The sequence below is a fragment of the Bacteroides graminisolvens genome (genome assembly GCF_963666085.1).
GTDB classification, from domain to species: Bacteria; Bacteroidota; Bacteroidia; order Bacteroidales; family Bacteroidaceae; genus Bacteroides; species Bacteroides graminisolvens.
Genome location: NZ_OY762556.1, coordinates 1,239,913 through 1,260,737 on the forward strand (window position 1 = coordinate 1,239,913; position 20,825 = coordinate 1,260,737).

A 20,825-nucleotide genomic window follows, 5' to 3' on the forward strand; every position below is an offset into this window, starting at 1 on the left:
TTTGCACGTTATATAATCTCAATGCCTTGCTTTTTACAAAGTTCCACGCCTAACTCTTTTAGTTTGAACTTTTGTATTTTTCCACTACCCGTCATCGGGAAGCTGTTTACAAAGAAGATGTATTTAGGGATTTTATATCTCGAAATTTTGTTTCTGCAAAAATCGCGAACGTCGGCATCTGTAATCTGAGCCCCTTCTTGCAGAATGATGAATGCCCCAACGGCTTCACCGTATTTGGGTGAAGGAATGCCGGCTACCTGAACATCCTTTATGCCTTTCAACTTATAAAGGAATTCCTCAATTTCTCTTGGATAGATGTTTTCTCCTCCTCGAATAATCATGTCTTTGATTCTTCCCGTGATGCGGAAATTTCCGTTTTCATCTTTTGTTCCAAGGTCTCCGGAATGCAGAAAGCCGTTCTTGTCGATAACCGAAGCTGTAGCTTCCGGGTTTTTATAATAACCTTTCATATTGTTATATCCGCGGTTGCACATTTCACCTTGTACGCCTACAGGACATTCTTGGCCTGTTTCGGGATCTAGCACTTTGACCTCAGTGAATTCAAAGTCGCGACCTACCGTGTGGCATCTGACTTCAAAGTCATCATCAATACGTGTTGCCGTCATTCCCGGCGAAGTTTCTGTGAGTCCATAAACGCTGGTTACTCTCATAAACATCTTTTCCTGCACCTGTTTCATTAATTCAACTGGGCAAAGAGACCCGGCCATGATTCCAGTTCGCAGACTTGATAAGTCGAATAAGTCAAACATGGGGTGGTGTAGCTCGGCTATAAACATGGTAGGTACGCCATAGACTGCGGTACACCTTTCTTTGTGAATAGAAGCTAGTACCAAGAGCGGATCGAATCGTTCCACCATAACCTGTGTGCACCCGTGTGTGAGGCAGTTCATGGTGGCCAATACCACTCCGAAACAATGGAAAAGAGGAACACAGCAGCAGAGCTTGTCTTCAGAAGTGAACTCCATGTGCTCTCCTGTAAGATAGCCGTTGTTTGCAATGTTATGGTGCGATAACATAACCCCTTTAGGAAAACCTGTGGTACCCGACGTGTACTGCATATTGACCACATCGTGACAGTCGACCTGTTCTTTGAGCTTGGTTAGTTCGCTGTTGTCGACCATGCTGCCCAACAATAATAATTCCGGCGTGTTGTACATGCCTCTGTGTTTTTCCTGCCCAATGAATACAACGTTTTTCATGAAAGGAAAACGGCTGCTGCTGAGATGTCCTCTTTCGCAGGTTTTCAGTTCGGGCAACATCTGATAGGTCATTTGCACGAAATCACTGTCTTTTTCTCCGTTTACAATACAAAGCGTGTGCATATCCGAGTTCTCGCACAGATATTCCAGCTCGGCTTGCTTGTAGTTGGTGTTAACAGTAACATAAACCGCACCGATTTTGGCGCATGCATATAATAAGGTGAGCCAGTCGGGCACATTAGCCGCCCATATGCCTACGTGACTATTTCGTTCCACTCCAATGGCTATGAGTCCTTTGGCCATATCATCTACACGCTTGTTAAACTCTCGCCACGTAAAGCGTAAGTTTCTGTCAGAGTACACGACGTACTCTTTGTCAGGGGTCGTTTCTGCCCAATGTTCCAGCCATTGCCCCAAAGTTCTATTTGATAATTGCATACTAGCTTTCTGTTTTTTATACCGGGGTATAGATGACTGCGAGGATTCGGGCTGCCTGGCCTTCAAAGGCATGAACGTGGTGAGGTACGATGGAGTCGTAGTAGATGCTGTCACCTTCCTCGAGTATATACGTATATTTTCCGTAACTTATTTCCAGAGTGCCTTCCATGACCATGATGAACTCCTCACCTTCGTGTGAGGAAAGAATAAAATCGCTGTCTTTTGTCGGCGCAATATCTATCATGAAAGGTTCCATGTGTCTATCCGCTTTTGATTTTGACAACGAACGGTACTCCATGTGTCTGCGCGAATGTATGGCGTTGTTTGAAAAGCTAATGGTTTCTTTCGCTTCTTTCTTCCGGCAGATAACAGGACCCGTTTCGTCCTGATCATCCAGGAAAGTACCTAGTCGCACTCCTAACACGCGGGCCAATTTGATAAGGGGAGCCAATGAAGGAATATCTACATTATTTTCAATACGTTCTATTTGTTCCACTGCCAGTCCGGAACGTTCGGCCAGTTCTTCCATGCTGATTGAAAGACTTTCACGAAGAGTTCTGATTTTTTCTCCTACAATTTTCGTTGTATCCATGTTGACTGTATTTTCCATGTCTTGATTCCTTCCTTATTATAATTGATTTGCGGCAAAAATAACTAATTATTTATTGCACCGCAATTTTTGATGAATAAAATGCATTTTGATGCGCGTTTTACTTTCTAACTGTTACTTCATGTATATGCCTCACTTTTCTCTTTATAAATGTTAAAGATGATATTTTGCTTTTAGTTATGAACTATAGTTCATTATATTTGCTGAAAATTCTTAATTAAATAAATATGCCAAGACCAAAGTCGGTTAGGAAGATTGCAGGTGTACCTACCATTTCGGGTTTTAAACCCTACGGGCTATCAGGCTCAGTGAAAAGGAGTGAAGCTGTCTTTTTGTTGTATGAAGAGTATGAAGCATTGCGACTTTGTGATTACGAAAAATATAATCAGCAAGATGCTGCACTTTTTATGGGAGTTTCAAGACCTACATTAACTCGTATCTGCATGTCGGCTCGTGAGAAGATTGCGATGGCGATGGTCGAAGGGAGAAAGATTATCATTGAGGGGGGGAAAGTTGAACTAGATAATGAATGGATGTACTGCTCTTCTTGTGGTTGTTATTTTGTGCGTAATGAAGGTACTGAAACGATATTGGGTTGCGCGTTATGCGGATCACCAAATATAAAGCCGTTCTCGAGTGAAGAGATGACTCTACAGGTAGAAGGCGGAACAAGGCATTTGTATTGTGGAAGAGGTAAATGCAGAGGGAGAAGACGACAGAGATGTGGTGGTAATGAAGATATTTTTTAAATAATATATAATTATGAAAGTAGCTATAACTAGTACAGGTGATTCATTAGACAGTGCGATGGATCCTCGCTTTGGAAGATGTGCTTTTTTTGCATTGTATGATACGGAGACTAAGAAAGTGGAGTTTATATTGAACACGGCCAAGACGGCAGAAGAAGGAGCTGGTCCGGCTGCCGTGCAAATAGTAGCTCCTCACCAAGTCGTGAAGATTATATCGGGTGATTTTGGAGTTAAGATTAAGTCGCTCTTGACTGATCTTAAGATTCAGATGATAGTGATGAAGCAGGAAAAAACGATTAAAGAGATTATTGATTTGCTGAATCAACAAGTATAGTACTGATATATAATTGAATAGAAAAATGAATAAAAAAATTGCGATCCCCACAGAAGGGGGGAAATTATGTGCTCACTTTGGTCATTGTGAATCATTTTATATGGCAACCATTCAAGAAGGTTTAATTGTTGAAGAAACAATGGTTACACCACCGGCGCATGAACCCGGATTGTATCCGGCATGGGTTGGTCAACAGGGCGTTGGAACTGTAATAGCAGGAGGTATGGGTGAAAAAGCTAAAGAACTGTTTCGTCAAGAGAATATTCAGGTTTTTGTAGGTGCAGATGCTAAAACTCCTAGGGAATTGGTTGAAGACTTTTTAAAGAATTCGCTAGTTACGGGAGAGAATAGCTGTAATCACGATCATTAATGAAGATTGCAGTTGCTAGTGGTAAGGGTGGAACAGGAAAAACGTTTGTTGCGGTTAACTTGTTTCATTCTTTAAAAAATAAAGGTAAGTGTGTAGCGTTGGCTGACTGTGATGTTGAGGTCCCTAATGCTTTGGCTTTCTTTGAAGCTGATTTGTGTAATGAAATAGAAGTTACTGAATTCAGGCCTATTATTCATAACGATCAATGTGTCTTTTGTGGAAAATGTGTGGAATATTGTGAATATCATGCTATTTTTTATATGCCTTCTTCTCGCTACATCAGGTTGCTCAATGATTTATGTCATGGATGTGCTGCGTGCAGCGCTGCTTGTGAGTCGGGTGCAATTGAAAATTCAAGTACTGTAGTCGGGACAGTTTCTTCTTATAAGTATCAGAATAGTGTTTGTTTAGCAGAAGGAAGAATGACAACCGGGCATCCTTCACCGGTTCCGCTCATTAAAGCAACCATGAAGAATGCATTTCAAGATCAATCTGAATATGAACTTTATGATTCGCCTCCCGGTACATCTTGTCCTTTTATTCAAACGGTTGCAAAATCTGATTTTGTTATTTTGGTAACAGAACCAACTCCTTTTGGACTGAGCGATTTGAAACAAGCTATTGATACTCTTCTGACAATGGGTAAAGCCTTTGGAGTTGTTATTAATCGAGCTGGTTTGGGCGATAGGGAGGTTTATGATTATTTAGAAAGGAATGGTTATACTTTGTTGGCTGAGATTCCTTTTGAGGAAGAGATAGCCCGTTTGTATTCCGAAGGAAAAGTTGTATCTGAACATCACGAAGGTGCTAATAGAGTATTTCACAGTCTTGCCGATAAATTGATAGCATATGGAAATAGCAGTAATTAGTGGAAAAGGAGGGACCGGAAAGTCAAGTATAAGTGCAGCATTTATGTCATTGGTGTCAAATGTGATGGCGGTGGATTGTGATGTTGATGCCTCAAACTTGTATTTACTGTTTCATCCTTTTCATGATAAGGAACTTGTGTTTGTTTCCGGTAAGCATGCAAAAGTCGATAATGAAGTCTGCATTGGCTGTGGGCGATGTGAAGAGTTATGTCGTTTTGATGCTATAGAAATGACACAGGGTAAAGCCGTTATTGATGAAATTAGTTGTGATGGTTGTGCGTTATGTTACCGGATTTGCCCCGTAGACGCGATAACTATGATTCCTGTTGATAAAAGCCGAATGTATATAGGTACTTTTCGTCATGGAAATATGGTATACGGTCGTTTGGCTCCCGGCGAGGAAAATTCCGGTAAAATGGTGAATCAAATTCGGGAGATCAGTAAGAATATAGCGAAGGAGAAACTTTGTCCCGTAACAATACTAGATGGACCTCCAGGAATTGGTTGCCCTGTTCTGTCAACAATAACAGGAGTTGATAAGGTTGTTATTGTAACCGAACCCACTTTGTCGGGATTCTCAGACTTAAAGCGCGCGGTAGAGTTAGTTCGGCAGTATTCACTTCCTACGTATGTGATTATTAATAAGTGTACTCTGAATCAAACAGTTGCACGACAAGTGGAAGATTGGTGTGCACAAAAAAATGTACCGGTAGTTGCACTATTGCCTTTTTCCCCTGAAATGGTTGAGGCTTTGGTTGAGGGAAAAACAATTGTGGAGTATCGTCCTCAGTCTGATATGACAAACTTGCTTAAGAAGGCTCTTTCGGAGATACTTTTTTAAAATATAATTTGTGTTTTAGTGTTTTTTGCTTGTTTCTTTTGAATATCCTCCAGACTGAAAAATGATTTTTTTCGTCTGGAGGATTTATCTCCAGTATTGATTAATATTTATGAATGAGAATATAAAAATAGGTAGCTATCCTTTTATTGTAGAGGATTTTCACGCGGATTATACGGGCAAGCTGTCTTTTAGTGTGTTAGGTAATCACCTTCTGAACTGCTCTAATTTGCATGCCCGACAGTTTGGATTCGGCATGGGGCACTACAATCAGGAGGCATATACATGGGTTATTTCAAGATTAGTGATTCAATTAGAGGAACCCCTTTATAAAAACGAGCCTTTTACTTTGCACACATGGGTTAGTAAGGTTTACCATTATTTTATTAATAGGGAGTATACTTTGATTAATAGCGATAACCGATTGGTTGGAAAAGCCCATGCCGTTTGGGCTTTAATTCATGAAGCCGATCGTACTCCGGTTAATCTGAATCGTTTTTTTGATCGAATTATTATTGATTCTGTTTGCGATGAAACCCATGCGCTTTCTACATCGAAAGAACGTTTTAAATTAAAAGAAACGATTCCTTGTTTTGAACATAAAGTGACCTATGGCGACTTAGACATCAATGGTCATGTTAATAGCATAAAGTATATAGAATGTATACTTAACTCTTTTTCGTTGGATGTTTATAATCACGGCGGATTATATAAGCTGGAAATTGCTTACGTTGAAGAAACTTCTTATGGAGATCGTCTTCTCTTATATAAGGAAGACATGGGCTGTAATTCTTTTTATGTTGAAATAAGGAAAGATACAGATGAAATAGTTTGCCGGTGCAAGCTATTCTTTAAATGATTCTGTTTTATAGTTTATCATGTTTGATAATTTATTTAAGAAAAATAGATCTCAGGAATATAAATACGGATTTCAAACGGATGTAGACACTTCTGTTTTAAAGGAGGGTTTGAGCGAAGAAACCCTATATTATATCTCTTCACGCAAGCAGGAGCCTTCGTGGATGCTTGAATTTAGACTGGAAGCATATCGATATTGGAAAACGTTGTCAATGCCTCAATGGGGAAATTTGCACATTCCTGATATTGATTTTCAGTCAATAAGCTATTATGCAGAACCTTGCCCTTCATCCGCTAATGATAACCAGAGTGCTTTTGATGCTCAACTGATTGATACATTTGATAAATTGGGTGTACCGCTTTCTGCCGGCCAATCTACCGGAGTGGCAGTGGAAGCAATTATGGATTCTGTATCAGTGAAAACCACTTTTAGTGAAGTCTTAAAAAGTAAAGGAATTCTTTTTTGCTCCATTAGCGAAGCGGTGAAGCTTTATCCTGAGCTGGTGAGGCAATACCTTGGAAGTGTGATTTCTTATAAAGATCATTTTTTTGCTGCGCTTAATACTGCCGTTTTTACTGAAGGATCTTTTGTTTTTATTCCTCGTGGAGTGAGGTGTCCGATGGAGCTTTCTGCTTATTTCCGTATCAACAGCGGTGAAACCGGACAGTTCTCAAGGACCTTGATCATAGCAGAAGATGATAGTTATCTTTCTTATTTGGAAGGATGTACTGCACCCGTACGAACCAAGTGCCAACTGAATGCCGCTGTAGTTGAAGTTGTGGTGATGAATCGTGCAGAGGTAAAATTCAGTACCATTCAGAATTGGTATCCCGGTGATAAAAATGGAATAGGCGGGATATATAATCTGGTGACTAAAAGAGGTCTTTGCTTGGGTGAGCATAGTCGTTTGTCATGGACTCAGGTGGAAACTGGCTCTGCTATTACTTCGAAATACCCTTCTTGCTTGCTAATGGGCGATTATTCTTCGGCTGAGTTTTATTCAGTAGCAGTGACGAATAATCATCAGCAGGCTGATACCGGAGCTAAAATGTTGCACTATGGTAAACATACCAGTAGCCGTGTAGTCAGTAAGGGTATCTCATCAGGTGAGAGTCAGAATACATATCGCGGATTAATTTATGTCGACGCAAAGGCCGATTACTCGCGTAACTATAGTCAGTGTGACAGCTTGCTAATTGGCTCTTCTTGTGGAGCACATACTTTTCCTTGTATTGAGAATAGAAATGACTCTTCAACCGTTGAACATGAAGCTACTACTTCAAAAATCAGTGAGGAGCAGATTTTTTATTGTAATCAACGAAGCATACCTACAGAGACGGCTGTTGGACTTATTGTGAACGGGTATGTGCGTGACGTAATAGAAAAACTACCTCTGGAATATGCGGTTGAGGCTCAAAAGCTTTTGGAATTATCTTTAGACAGTAGTGTTGGATGAAAAAACAATAAATTTTAAATAGGATGTTTGGAAGAAGATTACGTATGTTTAGAAATTTGGGTGCCGGTCGTGGCCGTAACCAAATGAATCATGTTCAATCATGTGTTTGTCCGGTATGTGGTTATAGTGTTCAACATGAAAGAGGAGTTCCTTGTCGTTCGCTATTATGCCCAAAATGCAATGTGCCTTTAGTGCCTGATGATTTAGTGGAAGCTACCATTTTAGGTTCGGGTTATAGCAAAGATTCTTCTGTTTTACCGCGTAGAGGGGTGTCGGCTTTTCCGGTTGTGAACAAAGATTTGTGCACGGGTTGTGGCACTTGTGTAGATATTTGTCCCAAAGGTGCTATTGATATAATTGATGGAGTTGCAGTTATTGATAACAGTAAGTGCAAGAAATGCAGACTATGTATTCAGGCTTGTCCCATGGATGCAATTTCATAACTAGGTAATTTATATTATATATGAAAGTTTTTGATAAAACCCCTTTAGAAGGGGTGAAACATACAATTGTTGTTGCTTCCGGTAAAGGAGGCGTAGGAAAATCTACTGTTTCTGCTAATTTGGCAATGACTTTGGCCGATAAAGGCTATAAAGTCGCTTTGGTTGATGCTGATATCTATGGACCGTCTATTCCCAAAATCTTTGATGTAGAGAACGAACGTCCTTGTTTATCTGTCAAAGCAGATAAAGATGGGATGATGGACCCCATACAAAAATATGGAGTGAAGATTAATTCTTTAGGTTTTTTTGCTGATAAGGGAAAATCAATTGTCTGGCGAGGTCCTATGGCCTCTAATGCAATTACTCAGTTGTTTACTCAGACCTATTGGGACGATATTGATTATATGATTATCGATTTTCCTCCGGGTACGGGTGATATTCAGATTACTGCTGTGCAAAAATTTGAAATTGATGGTGCTATAGTGGTAACTACCCCTCAGGAGTTATCGTTAAATGACGCACGTAAAGGAACCGAGATGTTAACTAACGAAAATATCCATATTCCACTGATAGGAGTTGTTGAGAATATGTCTTGGTTTACCCCGTTACAACATCCTGATGAGAAGTATTTTATTTTTGGAAAGAACGGTGGGCAAACTTTAGCTGATGAATTCAGTGTTCCTTTGTTGGCCCAGATTCCTTTAATAAAAGAAGTTGGAGAGTTGGCTGAACAAGGGAAGGCTTTTTCTGCTCTTGATAATAAAGATTTAAAACTTGTTTTTGAACAATTGGCTGAGGTGGTAGTAGCTTTTTGTGAGGAGAAAAAATAATATAGGAAGGTTATGATGAAACGAATTATAATTGGTGTATTGTTTTTAGGGGCGGTAGGACTTGCTTATTCTTTGGCCCGGAATGATAACAATAATATTGAAAATACGACGATTAGAAAAAGAGGTTGTTTCTTTGATTCTAATCATAATGGTATTTGTGATAATTACGAAAAACGCACTTGCAGGAAAGCTGATTTTAATGAAAAAGATCCTAAAAGGAAAGCTGATCGTTGCGATGGTTCAGGCTATTCTTTAAATCAAAAGAGGCAGCTTAGAAGAGACAAAAGTTCTAATAATGATTAAAGGAATAGTTTTTTAGGATAGTTTTTATGGAAGAAAGAATTGATAGGGCTGTTGAATTGTTTAAAAGCGGATACAACTGTTCGCAGTCTGTTGTAACAGCTTTTGCTGACTTATATGATTTGACAGAAGAGCAAGCATTGCGAATTTCAGCTTCTTTTGGTGCCGGAATTGGGCGTATGCGTGAAACATGCGGTGCAGCCTGCGGAATGTTTATACTGGCGGGTTTGCAAACGGGAAGTGTAGTCCCCGATGCAAAAGCGAAAGGAGCCAATTATAAACTAGTGCAGGACCTGGCGCAAGTTTTTGTAGCGAGAAATGGCTCCTTGAATTGTGGTGAATTATTGGGCCTGAAGAAAAATCACCCCATATCTTTAATGCCTGAAGAACGTACTGCAACGTATTATAAAAAAAGACCTTGTGTCAAAATGGTTGAGGAGGCAGCTCGTATTTGGGTGGAATATTTAGAAGAACAAAAATTAATTGATCATGCTTGATCTTACGGTTTTGATTGATAATAATGCAGCCTTTCTTGATAAAGAATTGCTGACGGAACATGGACTGTCTTTTTATTTTAAAGTTGACGGTTTAGCCTGTTTATATGATTTGGGGGCTTCTGACAAATGGCTCAATAATGCTAATAAATTGGGTATTCATGCCGAAGAGGTTGATCACCTGATTTTATCTCACGGACATAAAGATCATACTGGTGGATTAAGCACTTTCTTGCAAGTAAATAAATCTGCAAAGATTTTTGTCTCTGATAAGGCCTTTAAGTATAAGTATCTGACTTACAGGCATGAGAAGCCCAGAGATATTAGCTCGGACAGTTCTTTATTTGCAAAATATGCCGATCGCTTTGTACTGCTAACAGAAGATTGTCTTTTGTCGCCCCACGTTTATTTAATACATAATCGTGTTTTTGAACATCGCTTGCCTGTTGGCAATCAATTCCTGAGAATTGTAGCCGATGGACAGGAAAAGCCTTATATACCTAATGATGAAGTAGCTTTAGTTATCCGTATAGATGATGGTATCGTAATACTTTCTGCATGTTCGCACAGCGATGTGCTGAATATTATTCAGTCGAGTGTTGAAATAACCGGTTGTTCTAAGGTTCTGGCATTTGTTGGCGGTACTCATTTAGTAGATACTGATATGGAGGAGAAAGATGATGTTGCATCCATCGCCCGTGTCTTGGCGGATAAATATCCCGAAATGTGCCTTTATACAGGTCATTGCACCGGAAGTGCTGCTGTTGATGTTTTTTCAGAGGTCTTGCAGAACCGTTTTGCTTTGTTTCACAGCGGAATGCAGTTGAAGTTTTAAGTAATTGATAACTGCTTAATGACTATATATAAATAAAATCTATTTAGTGATAGATTTTATCTGTTTGACAACCAACCTTTTAAGCGTAGATTTGTTCCGATTTTATAACCAACTAATAATAAAGAAATAAATGATGGAAGAAATGAATGTCATGCCAAGAATTGGCGAACAAGCTCCCTCTTTTGAGGCAGTAACTACACAGGGTAAAATTAATTTCCCGGTAGATTATAGAGGTAAATGGGTCATTTTATTTAGTCATCCGGCGGATTTTACACCGGTTTGCACCACAGAGTTTATGACTTTTGGTAAAATGGCAGCTGAGTATGAAGCTTTGAATTGCCAGCTTGTGGGTTTATCTATTGATGGTTTATATAGCCACATTGCATGGCTAAGAACAATCAAAGATAAAATAGATTATAAGGGAATGAAAGATATTGAAATTAAATTTCCTTTGATTGAAGATGTTTCCATGCATGTGGCTAAACTATATGGAATGGTTCAGCCGGGCGAAAGTGAAACGCAAGCCGTACGTGCTGTTTTCTTTATTGACCCTAAAGGAATTATTAGAACTATTTTGTACTATCCGCTTTCATTGGGTCGTAACTTTGATGAGATAAAGCGTGTATTGATGGGATTGCAAACAGCAGACAACTTTGGAGTAGCGTTGCCGGCTGACTGGCGTCCGGGCGATGACGTGATTGTACCTACTGCCGGTTCTTGTGGTGTTGCCAAAGAGAGGATGGATAACAAAACCGGTGAGTTGACTTGTTATGACTGGTTCTTCTGTACTCGTAAACTTTCTAAAGAAGAGGTTGAAAGTAAATTAGGCAAGTAGTCTTTAGTTAGTGATTTTCAGTTGAAGTACTGATAGATGCTGTCTATGGCCAGATAGAAATTTTGAGTTGGTAACTACCTTTTGAAGCTCTATCTTTGTAGCACAGAAAAGAAATAAAAACAGTATAACAATATAAAAAACAAAAGATTATGAAGACTTTAAATTACATCAAATTAAACGAGAAAGAAGTAAGTAGTGTAGTTGCTTCATTGCAACAGTTGTTGGCCGATTTCCAGGTGTATTATACTAACCTGAGAGGATTCCACTGGAATATCAAAGGACATGGATTCTTTGTACTTCACAGCAAGTTCGAAGAGCTGTATAACGATGCTGCCGAAAAGGTTGACGAGCTGGCCGAACGCGTGTTGATGTTGGGTGGTACTCCTGCCAATAAATTTAGCGAATATCTTAAAGTAGCCAAGGTAAAAGAGGTTGATGGAGTAAGCAATGCAGATGACGCTTTGAATAACATTTTGGAAACTTATTCTTACCTGATTGCTGAAGAAAGAAAACTGCTTTCTCTGGCTTCTGAAGTGAATGATGAGGTAACAGTTGCGTTGATGAGCGATTACCTCAAAGAACAAGAAAAGATGGTTTGGATGCTTGTTGCTTACAACAGCAAATAAGTATTGAACCCCCTGAAATAGAAAAGGCTGCCCGAAAAGGCAGCCTTTCATTTTTTTGCAGAAGCAAAAATTACTTTCTCAAACCGAGAGTTTTGATGATGGCACGATATCTTTCGATCTCTTTATCCATCAGGTAGTTAAGAAGTCTACGACGTTTACCTACCAACATTGTCAAAGCTCTTTCAGTGCTATAATCTTTTCTGTTGAGCTTAAGGTGCTCAGTCAGGTGAGAAATACGGTATGAAAACAAAGCTATCTGCGCCTCAGCTGAGCCAGTATCAGAGTTAGACTTTCCGTACTTTTCAAAGATTTCCTTTTTTTTAGCGGGATCTAAATACATAATTTTTTAGATTTTTGATATATAAATTATTCTTTGAGGCTGCAAAGATAGATATTATTTTTTATATCACAATGTTTTATAATTCAAATTTCGTAACTTTGCACCCAAATAATAGGTATTATATGCAAAATATTAGAAACATTGCAATTATTGCCCATGTCGATCATGGGAAAACAACGCTCGTTGACAAAATGCTTTTGGCCGGACACCTGTTCCGCGATAACCAAGCAAGCGGCGAATTAATTCTGGATAACAATGACCTGGAACGTGAAAGAGGTATTACGATTCTTTCTAAAAACGTTTCTATCAACTACAATGGGACAAAAATTAATATTATCGATACTCCGGGGCACAGCGATTTTGGTGGCGAAGTAGAGCGTGTGTTAAATATGGCCGATGGTTGCATTCTACTGGTTGACGCTTTTGAAGGTCCTATGCCTCAAACGCGTTTCGTACTCCAAAAAGCTTTGCAAATAGGGTTGAAACCAATTGTTGTTATTAATAAGGTGGACAAACCCAATTGTCGTCCCGACGAAGTACATGAAATGGTGTTCGACCTCATGTTTAGCCTTGACGCTACTGAAGAACAGCTTGATTTTCCTACCATATACGGTTCTGCTAAGAATGGCTGGATGAGCACCGACTGGAACCAACCTACCGAAACAATTGTTCCTCTTCTTGATTGTATTATTGAAAACATACCGGCTCCGGTTCAATTGGAGGGAACTCCTCAAATGCTTATTACTTCTTTGGATTACTCTTCTTATACCGGTCGTATTGCGGTTGGACGTGTGCACAGAGGTGTGCTGAAAGAGGGTATGAATGTATCTTTGGCAAAAAGAAATGGAAGTTTCGTTAAGTCGAAGATCAAAGAGGTTCATGTGTTCGAAGGTTTGGGCCGTGTGAAGACTACGGAAGTTCATTCGGGTGATATCTGTGCATTGATTGGTATTGAAGGATTCGACATTGGTGATACCATTTGTGATTTTGAAAATCCCGAAGCTTTGCCACCAATTGCAATTGATGAACCAACCATGAGTATGTTGTTCAGTATCAATGATTCTCCTTTCTTCGGTAAAGACGGTAAGTTTGTTACTTCACGTCACATTAACGACCGTTTGGAAAAAGAGTTGGATAAGAACTTGGCATTGCGTGTAACCAAGAGTGAGGAAGATGGAAAATGGGTCGTTTTTGGTCGTGGTGTACTTCACTTGTCGGTATTGATAGAAACCATGCGTCGTGAAGGTTACGAATTGCAAGTAGGACAGCCTCAGGTGCTTTATAAAACCATTGATGGCAAAAAGTGCGAACCTATTGAGGAGCTGACTATCAATGTACCCGAAGAGTATTCGAGCAAGATTATCGACATGGTTACCCGCCGTAAAGGTGAGATGGTATCTATGGAAAATACAGGTGAGCGAATTAACTTGGAATTCAATATGCCTTCAAGAGGTATCATCGGTCTTCGTACCAATGTATTGACTGCTTCTGCCGGTGAGGCTATTATGGCGCACCGCTTCAAAGAATATCAACCTTATAAAGGGGAAATTGAAAGACGTCTTAACGGTTCTATTGTTTCTATGGAAGCAGGAACAGCGTTTGCGTATGCTCTTGATAAATTGCAGGATCGCGGTCGTTTCTTTATTTTCCCGCAGGATGATGTGTATGCTGGACAGGTAGTGGGTGAGCATGCCAAAGATAATGACTTGGTAGTTAATGTAACTAAGTCAAAGAAGCTGACTAACATGCGTGCGTCGGGTTCTGATGATAAAGCTCGTATTATTCCTCCCGTGCAGTTCTCTTTAGAGGAAGCTTTGGAATATATCAAGGAAGATGAATATGTAGAGGTTACTCCGAAATCAATGCGTATGCGTAAAATCATTTTGGACGAAAATGAACGTAAGCGTTCTAATAAATCTTAGTATTTGTTTTTTGTTTTAGTATAGAAGTCCGGCAGGGTGAAAGCTTTGCCGGACTTTTTTGTGTTCAATTCCCAGCAACGCGCGGTTACGTGCAATAAAAAAAGCGGCCCCCGAAGGAACCGCTTTTGTATATGAATCTAATAAGAATATTAGAGTTGAGGACCAGCAGCAACTAATGCTTTACCAGCATCGTTTCCTGTGAACTTAGCAAAGTTCTTGATGAAACGTCCTGCCAAGTCTTTTGCTTTTTCTTCCCATTGAGCTGCGTCAGCATACGTGTCGCGAGGATCAAGGATTTCAGTGTGAACACCAGGAAGTTCTGTTGGAACAACAAAGCTGAAGTAAGGCAGAGTCTTAGTAGGAGCTTTGTCAATAGAACCATCAAGGATAGCGTCAATGATACCACGTGTATCTTTGATAGAAATACGTTTTCCGCTACCGTTCCATCCTGTGTTAACCAAGTATGCGTGAGCACCTGATTTTTCCATCTTCTTCACTAACTCTTCAGCATATTTAGTTGGGTGCAATGATAAGAATGCAGCACCGAAGCAAGCAGAGAATGTAGGAGTTGGTTCAGTAATACCACGTTCTGTTCCAGCCAATTTAGCTGTGAAACCAGAAAGGAAGTAATACTTAGTTTGCTCTGCGCTCAAAATTGAAACCGGAGGCAATACACCGAATGCGTCAGCAGAAAGGAAGATCACTTTCTTAGCAGCAGGAGCTTTAGAAACCGGTTTAACAATGTTAGTGATGTGGTTAATTGGGTAAGAAACACGAGTGTTTTCTGTTGCGCTCTTATCGTTGAAGTCAATTTTGCCTTCAGCGTCAACAATTACGTTTTCAAGAAGAGCATCACGCTTGATAGCAGCGTAAATATCTGGTTCAGCTTCTTGGCTCAAGTTGATAACCTTAGCGTAGCAACCACCTTCGAAGTTGAATACACCTTCGTCATCCCATCCGTGCTCGTCGTCACCGATCAATAAACGTTTTGGGTCTGTTGACAAGGTTGTTTTACCTGTTCCTGACAAACCAAAGAAGATAGCAGTGTTTTCACCGTTAAGGTCAGTGTTTGCAGAGCAGTGCATAGAAGCCATACCTTGTAATGGAAGCAAGTAGTTCATGTAAGAGAACATACCTTTCTTCATTTCACCACCGTACCAAGTGTTCAGGATTACCTGAATCTTCTCAGTTAAGTTGAATACAACAGCAGTTTCTGAGTTCAAGCCCAGTTCTTTGTAGTTTTCAACTTTTGTTTTAGAAGCGTTCATGATAATGAAGTCGGGTTCACCAAAGTTTGCTAATTCCTCAGCAGTAGGGCGTATGAACATGTTGGTTACGAAATGTGCTTGCCATGCTACTTCCATGATGAAGCGAAGTTTCAGGCGAGAGTTTTCGTTTGCGCCACAGAATGCGTCAACAACGAAAAGTCTTTTGTCAGAAAGTTGCTTAACAGCTAAATCCTTAACAACCGACCAGCATTTTGCATCTACAGGTTTGTTATCGTTTTTGTATTCCTCTGAAGTCCACCAAACAGTATTTTCACTGGTTTCGTCTTTCACAAAGAATTTATCTTTAGGAGAACGACCTGTGTAAACGCCAGTCATAACGTTTACTGCACCCAGTTCGGTTACTTGTCCTTTTTCGTAACCCTGAAGACTTTCTTTGGTTTCTTCAGCGAATAATGTTTCGTAAGACGGGTTGTGCACGATTTCAACTGCACCTGTAATACCGTACTTGCTTAAATCTAAATTTGCCATTTTCTTTTGAATTAGTTAAATTGGTATTTTAATTATTGTCTCTTTTTACCTTTGCCTTACAAAAAGAAACGAATTCCGTCTCTTCCTTGTTAACCGACTACAAAAGTAATACTTTATTTGGAATAAAATAACTTATTAAAGAAATTTTTCTTTAATTGTTCTAGTTTTATATATCGATAACAAAATATGCTAACTGAATGTTGCAGTTTGAAAATATATCAGTTACTTTGCACCGTATAAATACCGAATAAATAAAGCGAGGATATATGAAGATTATTAATTTTAATGAGTCAAATTCAATTTTAAACCAATATGTGGCAGAGATTCGCAATGTGGAAGTACAGAACGATCGCTTGCGTTTTCGCCGGAACATTCAGCGCATAGGCGAAATAATGGCCTATGAAATAAGCAAAACGTTTTCTTATTCGGTGAAAGATATAAAGACTCCATTGGGAATTGCTCCGGTTAGTACGCCCGATAATCAATTGGTGATTAGTACCATATTACGTGCAGGTTTGCCTTTTCACCAGGGCTTTCTGAGCTATTTTGACGATGCCGAGAATGCATTTGTATCGGCATACAGAAAGTACAAGGATACACTTAAGTTTGATATTCACATTGAGTACATTGCTTCTCCGCGTATTGATGGCAAAACGTTGATCATAACAGATCCGATGTTGGCTACGGGCGGGTCCATGGAATTGAGCTATCAGGCCATGTTGACTAAGGGGCATCCGGCAGAGATTCATGTGGCTTCGGTTATTGCCAGCCAAAAAGCGGTTGATTATATTGCTAGTGTGTTCCCCGAAGATAAAACAACGATATGGTGTGCAGCTATTGATCCTGAACTCAACGACCATTCTTATATTGTACCCGGCCTGGGCGATGCGGGCGACTTAGCTTATGGTGAGAAGGAGTAGTCGTTGAACTTCTCATTTCTTATTCTTTTGTATTCAGCATTGCCTGTTTCTATTTTATAAGCGAAACTACCTTACACCTGCTGCATAATCTCCGATTTTTGTCAAGAGCAGGTTTATATATTATTAACTGTTAGAAAGGTTTTGCGAATTGCCGTGAACGGTTTGGTAAAACATAACCAGCTTTATGAAAAAGATAACGGCCGATTTGAAAAAGATAACGAGCAATTTTAAATCATAAACCGTCTTTTGGTTCGGGAGAAACCGTCTCTTCGCCATCAGACGGTTTCTTATTGACCATTTGCTACCGTGCAAACCGGCGTAAGCAACCGTCTCTTCCTAAAAATGAACCCAGATAAAACAAAAAAGGCAGAAGTTTGAGCTTCTGCCTTTACGCCTATATTAAATGGAATGTACTATAGGATTATGTTGACAAAGATAATACATTATATTGCCAAAGTCAAGCATTTCACCTATTTATTTCGGACTTTCTTATTTAACTTCCCAGATTTCGCCTTTCATCAAAAGCTCTTCCAGTGTGCGATCCTTTTTCTTTGATTTTACTTCTTCTATTTGTGCGTGAACGCATGCATCGTAGCTGGGTGCTTCCACATCACGAATAACGCCCAATGCTATCGGGAAATCGGGACCTTCCATCAAGGCTAGTTTCAGGTGCAGGGTGTTATCTTGGCAATGTGCGTCGTGCACCAAGATATCTTTCTCTGTTATTCCGTTCTCGCCAAGTTTCACAACTTTCAGTCCGAAACCTTCTTGTATGAGTCCCAATTCGTTGTTCTCTCCGAAAATCATCGGCTGACCGTGTTTTAAATAGATTGCATTTTTAGCACGATCGGCTTTTGTGGCTACCAATGATTGTGAACCGTCATTGAAAATAACGCAGTTTTGCAGCACTTCAACAACCGATGCGCCTTGGTGCTTGGCCGAGGCTACGAGTACTTCTACCGAAGCCGAGCTGTCAACATCTACACAACGGCCGAAAAAGCGTCCGCGTGCTCCGAATGTTAGTTCGGCCGGACAGAAAGGATCTTCTACCGTTCCGTAGGGTGATGATTTAGAAACAAAACCACGCGGTGAAGTAGGGGAGTATTGTCCTTTGGTAAGTCCGTAAATCTGGTTATTGAGCAATACGATGTTAACGTTTACGTTACGACGAATGGCGTGAATGAAGTGGTTACCACCAATGGCCAATGCATCACCATCGCCCGATATTTGCCATACGCTCAGGTTAGGGTTTCCTACTTTTACGCCGGTAGCAATTGCTGCTGCACGTCCGTGAATGGTGTGAAACCCGTACGTATTCATATAATAAGGTAGGCGAGAGGAGCAACCGATGCCCGAAATCACTGCCACATTATGGGGAGTAATATTCAGTTCTGCCATTGCTTTGTGAAGTGAGTTCAGTAAGGCGTGGTCTCCACATCCGGGGCACCAACGTACGTACTGGTCACTTTTAAAATCTTTGGGAGTAAATGTTTGGTCACTCATATTATTTTTCCTCCATAATTTTAGTGAATTCTTCTACTAGTCTTAATACATTGAAAGGCTGACCTTTCACCCGGTTGAATTGATAAACATTCAGTCCGGGAACTTTAGCGCGCAGCAGTGTGGCAAACTGTCCCATGTTTTGTTCGGCCACAACCACTTTCTTGTATTTCTTAAGAATCTCTACTGTGTTCTTGGGCAGCGGATTGATGTACTGGAAGTGTGCCAAAGCAACTTTTTTGCCTTGTTTCTGCATGGTTTCCAAAGCAGAGTAAAGGTGTCCGTACGTACCTCCCCATCCTACAATGAGCAGTTCGGCATCATCTTTATCGCCTAGCACCTCTTGTTCGGGAATGCAATTGGCAATGTAGTCAATCTTTGCCTGACGGGTTAAGGTCATTTTCTGGTGATTGCTTGCATCAGTCGATATGGCGCTGGTGTCGTAATCCTTTTCCAGTCCGCCCAAACGATGCTGGAATCCTTCTGTTCCCGGTATGGCCCAAGAGCGTACCATGGTTTCCAAGTCACGTTGGTAAGGTTTCCATCCTTCCTGCATTTCAGGAGTAACGTATGGAGGGTTGATTGCCGGATAGTCTTTTAAGGAAGGAATCTTCCAAGCTGCCGAACCGTTAGCAATAAAACCGTCGGTCAGCAAAATAACGGGCGTCATGTGTTCCAACGCTATTTTTGAGGCCATGTAGGCTGAGTCAAAACAGTTTGTAGGCGAAGTAGCTGCTATAACAACCAGCGGACTTTCTCCGTTTCTTCCGTAAACAGCTTGCATCAAGTCGGTCTGCTCGCTCTTGGTTGGCAGTCCGGTTGAAGGGCCTCCGCGTTGCACATTCACAACAACAAGCGGAAGTTCTGCAATAACGGCCAGGTTAATGGCTTCACTCTTGAGACAAACGCCCGGACCCGATGTGCTTGTGGCGGCAAGGCAACCTGCAAATGAGGCACCAATGGCACTGCAACAGCCCGAAATTTCGTCTTCGCATTGTACCGTGATCACACCCAGCTCTTTTAATTTTGAAAGATTGTGCAGAATATCGGTAGCGGGCGTAATGGGGTATGAACCCAAGAAAAGTGGTAAACCAGCTTTTTCGGCTGCTGCTACCAATCCGTATGATGTGGCAAGGTTTCCGTTTACGTCCGTGTAGAATCCTTTGGCCTTATTCTCTTTGGGTTCCACTCGGTAGGTTGATACGGATGCATGCGTGTTATGCCCGTAATTATAACCGTCGGTCAGTACCTTTATATTGGCTTCTGCAATACTTGGCTTCTTGGAGAATTTATTTTGAAGCATGTGCATGGCATGTTCCAGTGGTCTGTTGAAGAGCCAGCATACCAAACCTAGGGCAAACATGTTCTTGCAGCGAAGAGCAGCTTTGTTATCAAGTCCGCTGTCTTTCAGACTCTCTTTGCAGATAGATGAAATGGGAGCTTCAATAACCTGATTGTGAATATTGAGTTCGGCAAAGGGATTTTCAGTTGTATATTGAGCTTTTTCCAAATCCTTCTTTGCGAACGTATCGGTGTCAATGATAATAACTGATTGCGGGGTTAGGAATTTCACATTGGTTTTAAGCGCTGCGGGATTCATTGCGACTAATACATCACATTTATCACCCGGGGTGAATACCTTTTTTGCGCCAATGTGTACCTGGAAGCCTGAGACTCCGCTTAAAGTCCCTTGCGGGGCACGAATTTCCGCCGGGAAATCAGGAAACGTGGAGATGTCATTTCCCAAAACGGCTGATAGATTAGAGAAAATGCTACCTGCTAACTGCATTCCGTCGCCGGAGTCACCGGAGAAACGAACTACAACTCTCTCTAAGTCCTTGATCGTCATTTCGTCTGCCATAATTATATAATTAGTTTTAGGGTTGTTTCTTGTTACCTTTGTGAAGTTATGTAGTAACAACAAGCTTATTTCTTTCCGCAAAGTTCGGAAAGTTATGTGACTTAACAAAATCTTTTGCTTTGAAACTGATATTTCGTGTTAAATAGCAGTGCTTTTCTTATAATTTTGTCTTTATAGGGTGCCAATTAAGGGTAGATTGTTTTAGAAATCTTTTCTTAAGCCTACATATTGATAGGTAAAAGGGCGACTTTATCGCATACAATTACGTGGTCATGTTTGGCTAAATCAGTAAATAAGCTTATCTTTGCAGCCGATTATTGGGGCCTTGTAGTTCAACGGATAGAATAGAAGTTTCCTAAACTTTAGATAGGGGTTCGATTCCCCTCGAGGCTACATTCGTTTTTGTGTTTATCAGGTAG

General features: G+C 40.5%; 22 protein-coding genes and 1 tRNA gene. 17 read left to right on the forward strand and 6 right to left on the reverse strand.

Features of this window, described 5'->3' with window-relative positions:
- Window positions 1–8: 8 nt before the first annotated feature.
- Window positions 9–1,658, reverse strand: coding sequence for an AMP-binding protein (locus ACKPCE_RS04935; RefSeq protein WP_319504407.1), 1,650 nt, complete (start codon window positions 1,656–1,658; stop codon window positions 9–11).
- 16 nt (window positions 1,659–1,674) lie between these two features.
- On the reverse strand, window positions 1,675–2,250 hold the full coding sequence (locus ACKPCE_RS04940) for a helix-turn-helix domain-containing protein (RefSeq protein WP_024996053.1): 576 nt from the start codon (window positions 2,248–2,250) through the stop codon (window positions 1,675–1,677).
- A 245-nt stretch (window positions 2,251–2,495) separates the two neighbouring features.
- Between ACKPCE_RS04940 and ACKPCE_RS04945 the strand changes: the two genes are divergently transcribed.
- The 14 genes from ACKPCE_RS04945 to ACKPCE_RS05010 all read left to right on the forward strand — a co-directional run bounded on the left by ACKPCE_RS04945 (window position 2,496) and on the right by ACKPCE_RS05010 (window position 12,106).
- A complete protein-coding gene (locus tag ACKPCE_RS04945) occupies window positions 2,496–3,017 on the forward strand; it encodes a DUF134 domain-containing protein (protein WP_051260416.1) in 522 nt (173 codons plus the stop codon).
- A 13-nt stretch (window positions 3,018–3,030) separates the two neighbouring features.
- Complete coding sequence (locus tag ACKPCE_RS04950) at window positions 3,031–3,351, forward strand: NifB/NifX family molybdenum-iron cluster-binding protein (protein ID WP_002562099.1); 321 nt, start codon at window positions 3,031–3,033, stop codon at window positions 3,349–3,351.
- A 25-nt stretch (window positions 3,352–3,376) separates the two neighbouring features.
- Window positions 3,377–3,721: a NifB/NifX family molybdenum-iron cluster-binding protein gene (locus ACKPCE_RS04955; RefSeq protein WP_002562098.1), complete on the forward strand. Its 345-nt coding sequence runs from the start codon at window positions 3,377–3,379 to the stop codon at window positions 3,719–3,721.
- The gene (locus ACKPCE_RS04960) at window positions 3,721–4,590 is read left to right on the forward strand and encodes a nucleotide-binding protein (protein ID WP_319504408.1); all 870 of its coding nucleotides are present in this window, start codon (window positions 3,721–3,723) and stop codon (window positions 4,588–4,590) included. Before ACKPCE_RS04955 ends, ACKPCE_RS04960 begins: the two co-directional genes overlap by 1 nt.
- Window positions 4,571–5,431 (forward strand): ATP-binding protein, encoded by an 861-nt coding sequence (locus tag ACKPCE_RS04965; protein ID WP_319504409.1) that lies wholly within the window; start codon window positions 4,571–4,573, stop codon window positions 5,429–5,431. Before ACKPCE_RS04960 ends, ACKPCE_RS04965 begins: the two co-directional genes overlap by 20 nt.
- A 109-nt stretch (window positions 5,432–5,540) precedes the next feature.
- Entirely contained in the window at window positions 5,541–6,287 is a 747-nt protein-coding gene (locus ACKPCE_RS04970; RefSeq protein ID WP_319504410.1) for an acyl-[acyl-carrier-protein] thioesterase, read from the forward strand.
- A 19-nt stretch (window positions 6,288–6,306) separates the two neighbouring features.
- Complete coding sequence (gene sufB / locus ACKPCE_RS04975; RefSeq protein WP_319504411.1) at window positions 6,307–7,743, forward strand: Fe-S cluster assembly protein SufB; 1,437 nt, start codon at window positions 6,307–6,309, stop codon at window positions 7,741–7,743.
- Window positions 7,744–7,766: 23 nt separating this feature from the next.
- Window positions 7,767–8,186 carry a 4Fe-4S binding protein gene (locus ACKPCE_RS04980; protein ID WP_034781085.1) on the forward strand — a complete coding sequence of 140 codons (420 nt, stop codon included), beginning with the start codon at window positions 7,767–7,769 and terminating at the stop codon, window positions 8,184–8,186.
- Between the two features lie 20 nt (window positions 8,187–8,206).
- Entirely contained in the window at window positions 8,207–9,016 is an 810-nt protein-coding gene (locus tag ACKPCE_RS04985; protein WP_024996057.1) for an Mrp/NBP35 family ATP-binding protein, read from the forward strand.
- Between the two features lie 12 nt (window positions 9,017–9,028).
- Complete coding sequence (locus ACKPCE_RS04990) at window positions 9,029–9,319, forward strand: hypothetical protein (protein ID WP_024996058.1); 291 nt, start codon at window positions 9,029–9,031, stop codon at window positions 9,317–9,319.
- A 26-nt stretch (window positions 9,320–9,345) separates the two neighbouring features.
- Complete coding sequence (locus ACKPCE_RS04995; RefSeq protein WP_319504412.1) at window positions 9,346–9,813, forward strand: C-GCAxxG-C-C family protein; 468 nt, start codon at window positions 9,346–9,348, stop codon at window positions 9,811–9,813.
- Window positions 9,806–10,645, forward strand: coding sequence for an MBL fold metallo-hydrolase (locus ACKPCE_RS05000; RefSeq protein WP_319504413.1), 840 nt, complete (start codon window positions 9,806–9,808; stop codon window positions 10,643–10,645). Before ACKPCE_RS04995 ends, ACKPCE_RS05000 begins: the two co-directional genes overlap by 8 nt.
- 130 nt (window positions 10,646–10,775) lie before the next feature.
- Complete coding sequence (locus ACKPCE_RS05005; RefSeq protein WP_034541458.1) at window positions 10,776–11,480, forward strand: peroxiredoxin; 705 nt, start codon at window positions 10,776–10,778, stop codon at window positions 11,478–11,480.
- A gap of 149 nt (window positions 11,481–11,629) precedes the next feature.
- Entirely contained in the window at window positions 11,630–12,106 is a 477-nt protein-coding gene (locus ACKPCE_RS05010) for a Dps family protein (protein ID WP_024996061.1), read from the forward strand.
- 70 nt (window positions 12,107–12,176) lie between these two features.
- Here the strand turns inward: ACKPCE_RS05010 and rpsO are convergent, their stop codons facing one another.
- Window positions 12,177–12,446 carry a 30S ribosomal protein S15 gene (gene rpsO, locus ACKPCE_RS05015; RefSeq protein ID WP_319504414.1) on the reverse strand — a complete coding sequence of 90 codons (270 nt, stop codon included), beginning with the start codon at window positions 12,444–12,446 and terminating at the stop codon, window positions 12,177–12,179.
- A 122-nt stretch (window positions 12,447–12,568) separates the two neighbouring features.
- On the opposite strand from rpsO, the gene typA reads away from it, so the two are divergent.
- On the forward strand, window positions 12,569–14,368 hold the full coding sequence (gene typA / locus ACKPCE_RS05020) for a translational GTPase TypA (RefSeq protein WP_319504415.1): 1,800 nt from the start codon (window positions 12,569–12,571) through the stop codon (window positions 14,366–14,368).
- Between the two features lie 149 nt (window positions 14,369–14,517).
- Here typA and pckA read toward each other — a convergent pair whose 3' ends face one another.
- Window positions 14,518–16,125 (reverse strand): phosphoenolpyruvate carboxykinase (ATP), encoded by a 1,608-nt coding sequence (gene pckA, locus ACKPCE_RS05025; RefSeq protein WP_319504416.1) that lies wholly within the window; start codon window positions 16,123–16,125, stop codon window positions 14,518–14,520.
- 266 nt (window positions 16,126–16,391) lie between these two features.
- Between pckA and upp the strand changes: the two genes are divergently transcribed.
- The gene (gene upp / locus ACKPCE_RS05030; RefSeq protein ID WP_276992956.1) at window positions 16,392–17,045 is read left to right on the forward strand and encodes a uracil phosphoribosyltransferase; all 654 of its coding nucleotides are present in this window, start codon (window positions 16,392–16,394) and stop codon (window positions 17,043–17,045) included.
- Between the two features lie 489 nt (window positions 17,046–17,534).
- Here upp and ACKPCE_RS05035 read toward each other — a convergent pair whose 3' ends face one another.
- The gene (locus ACKPCE_RS05035) at window positions 17,535–18,548 is read right to left on the reverse strand and encodes a 2-oxoacid:ferredoxin oxidoreductase subunit beta (protein ID WP_319504417.1); all 1,014 of its coding nucleotides are present in this window, start codon (window positions 18,546–18,548) and stop codon (window positions 17,535–17,537) included.
- Window position 18,549: 1 nt separating this feature from the next.
- On the reverse strand, window positions 18,550–20,406 hold the full coding sequence (locus tag ACKPCE_RS05040; protein ID WP_319504418.1) for a 2-oxoacid:acceptor oxidoreductase subunit alpha: 1,857 nt from the start codon (window positions 20,404–20,406) through the stop codon (window positions 18,550–18,552).
- A gap of 321 nt (window positions 20,407–20,727) precedes the next feature.
- Here ACKPCE_RS05040 and ACKPCE_RS05045 point away from each other — a divergent pair.
- Window positions 20,728–20,799: transfer RNA gene (locus tag ACKPCE_RS05045), tRNA-Arg, on the forward strand.
- Window positions 20,800–20,825: the final 26 nt, after the last annotated feature.

Excerpts from the sequence above, each read along its gene's own strand:
- ACKPCE_RS04935 (WP_319504407.1), bottom strand. The coding sequence starts at position 1,658 with ATGCAATTATCAAATAGAACTTTGGGGCAATGGCTGGAACATTGGGCA.
- ACKPCE_RS04940 (WP_024996053.1), bottom strand. The coding sequence starts at position 2,250 with ATGGATACAACGAAAATTGTAGGAGAAAAAATCAGAACTCTTCGTGAA.
- ACKPCE_RS04945 (WP_051260416.1), top strand. The coding sequence starts at position 2,496 with ATGCCAAGACCAAAGTCGGTTAGGAAGATTGCAGGTGTACCTACCATT.
- ACKPCE_RS04950 (WP_002562099.1), top strand. The coding sequence starts at position 3,031 with ATGAAAGTAGCTATAACTAGTACAGGTGATTCATTAGACAGTGCGATG.
- ACKPCE_RS04955 (WP_002562098.1), top strand. The coding sequence starts at position 3,377 with ATGAATAAAAAAATTGCGATCCCCACAGAAGGGGGGAAATTATGTGCT.
- ACKPCE_RS04960 (WP_319504408.1), top strand. The coding sequence starts at position 3,721 with ATGAAGATTGCAGTTGCTAGTGGTAAGGGTGGAACAGGAAAAACGTTT.
- ACKPCE_RS04965 (WP_319504409.1), top strand. The coding sequence starts at position 4,571 with ATGGAAATAGCAGTAATTAGTGGAAAAGGAGGGACCGGAAAGTCAAGT.
- ACKPCE_RS04970 (WP_319504410.1), top strand. The coding sequence starts at position 5,541 with ATGAATGAGAATATAAAAATAGGTAGCTATCCTTTTATTGTAGAGGAT.
- sufB (WP_319504411.1), top strand. The coding sequence starts at position 6,307 with ATGTTTGATAATTTATTTAAGAAAAATAGATCTCAGGAATATAAATAC.
- ACKPCE_RS04980 (WP_034781085.1), top strand. The coding sequence starts at position 7,767 with ATGTTTGGAAGAAGATTACGTATGTTTAGAAATTTGGGTGCCGGTCGT.
- ACKPCE_RS04985 (WP_024996057.1), top strand. The coding sequence starts at position 8,207 with ATGAAAGTTTTTGATAAAACCCCTTTAGAAGGGGTGAAACATACAATT.
- ACKPCE_RS04990 (WP_024996058.1), top strand. The coding sequence starts at position 9,029 with ATGATGAAACGAATTATAATTGGTGTATTGTTTTTAGGGGCGGTAGGA.
- ACKPCE_RS04995 (WP_319504412.1), top strand. The coding sequence starts at position 9,346 with ATGGAAGAAAGAATTGATAGGGCTGTTGAATTGTTTAAAAGCGGATAC.
- ACKPCE_RS05000 (WP_319504413.1), top strand. The coding sequence starts at position 9,806 with ATGCTTGATCTTACGGTTTTGATTGATAATAATGCAGCCTTTCTTGAT.
- ACKPCE_RS05005 (WP_034541458.1), top strand. The coding sequence starts at position 10,776 with ATGATGGAAGAAATGAATGTCATGCCAAGAATTGGCGAACAAGCTCCC.
- ACKPCE_RS05010 (WP_024996061.1), top strand. The coding sequence starts at position 11,630 with ATGAAGACTTTAAATTACATCAAATTAAACGAGAAAGAAGTAAGTAGT.
- rpsO (WP_319504414.1), bottom strand. The coding sequence starts at position 12,446 with ATGTATTTAGATCCCGCTAAAAAAAAGGAAATCTTTGAAAAGTACGGA.
- typA (WP_319504415.1), top strand. The coding sequence starts at position 12,569 with ATGCAAAATATTAGAAACATTGCAATTATTGCCCATGTCGATCATGGG.
- pckA (WP_319504416.1), bottom strand. The coding sequence starts at position 16,125 with ATGGCAAATTTAGATTTAAGCAAGTACGGTATTACAGGTGCAGTTGAA.
- upp (WP_276992956.1), top strand. The coding sequence starts at position 16,392 with ATGAAGATTATTAATTTTAATGAGTCAAATTCAATTTTAAACCAATAT.
- ACKPCE_RS05035 (WP_319504417.1), bottom strand. The coding sequence starts at position 18,548 with ATGAGTGACCAAACATTTACTCCCAAAGATTTTAAAAGTGACCAGTAC.
- ACKPCE_RS05040 (WP_319504418.1), bottom strand. The coding sequence starts at position 20,406 with ATGGCAGACGAAATGACGATCAAGGACTTAGAGAGAGTTGTAGTTCGT.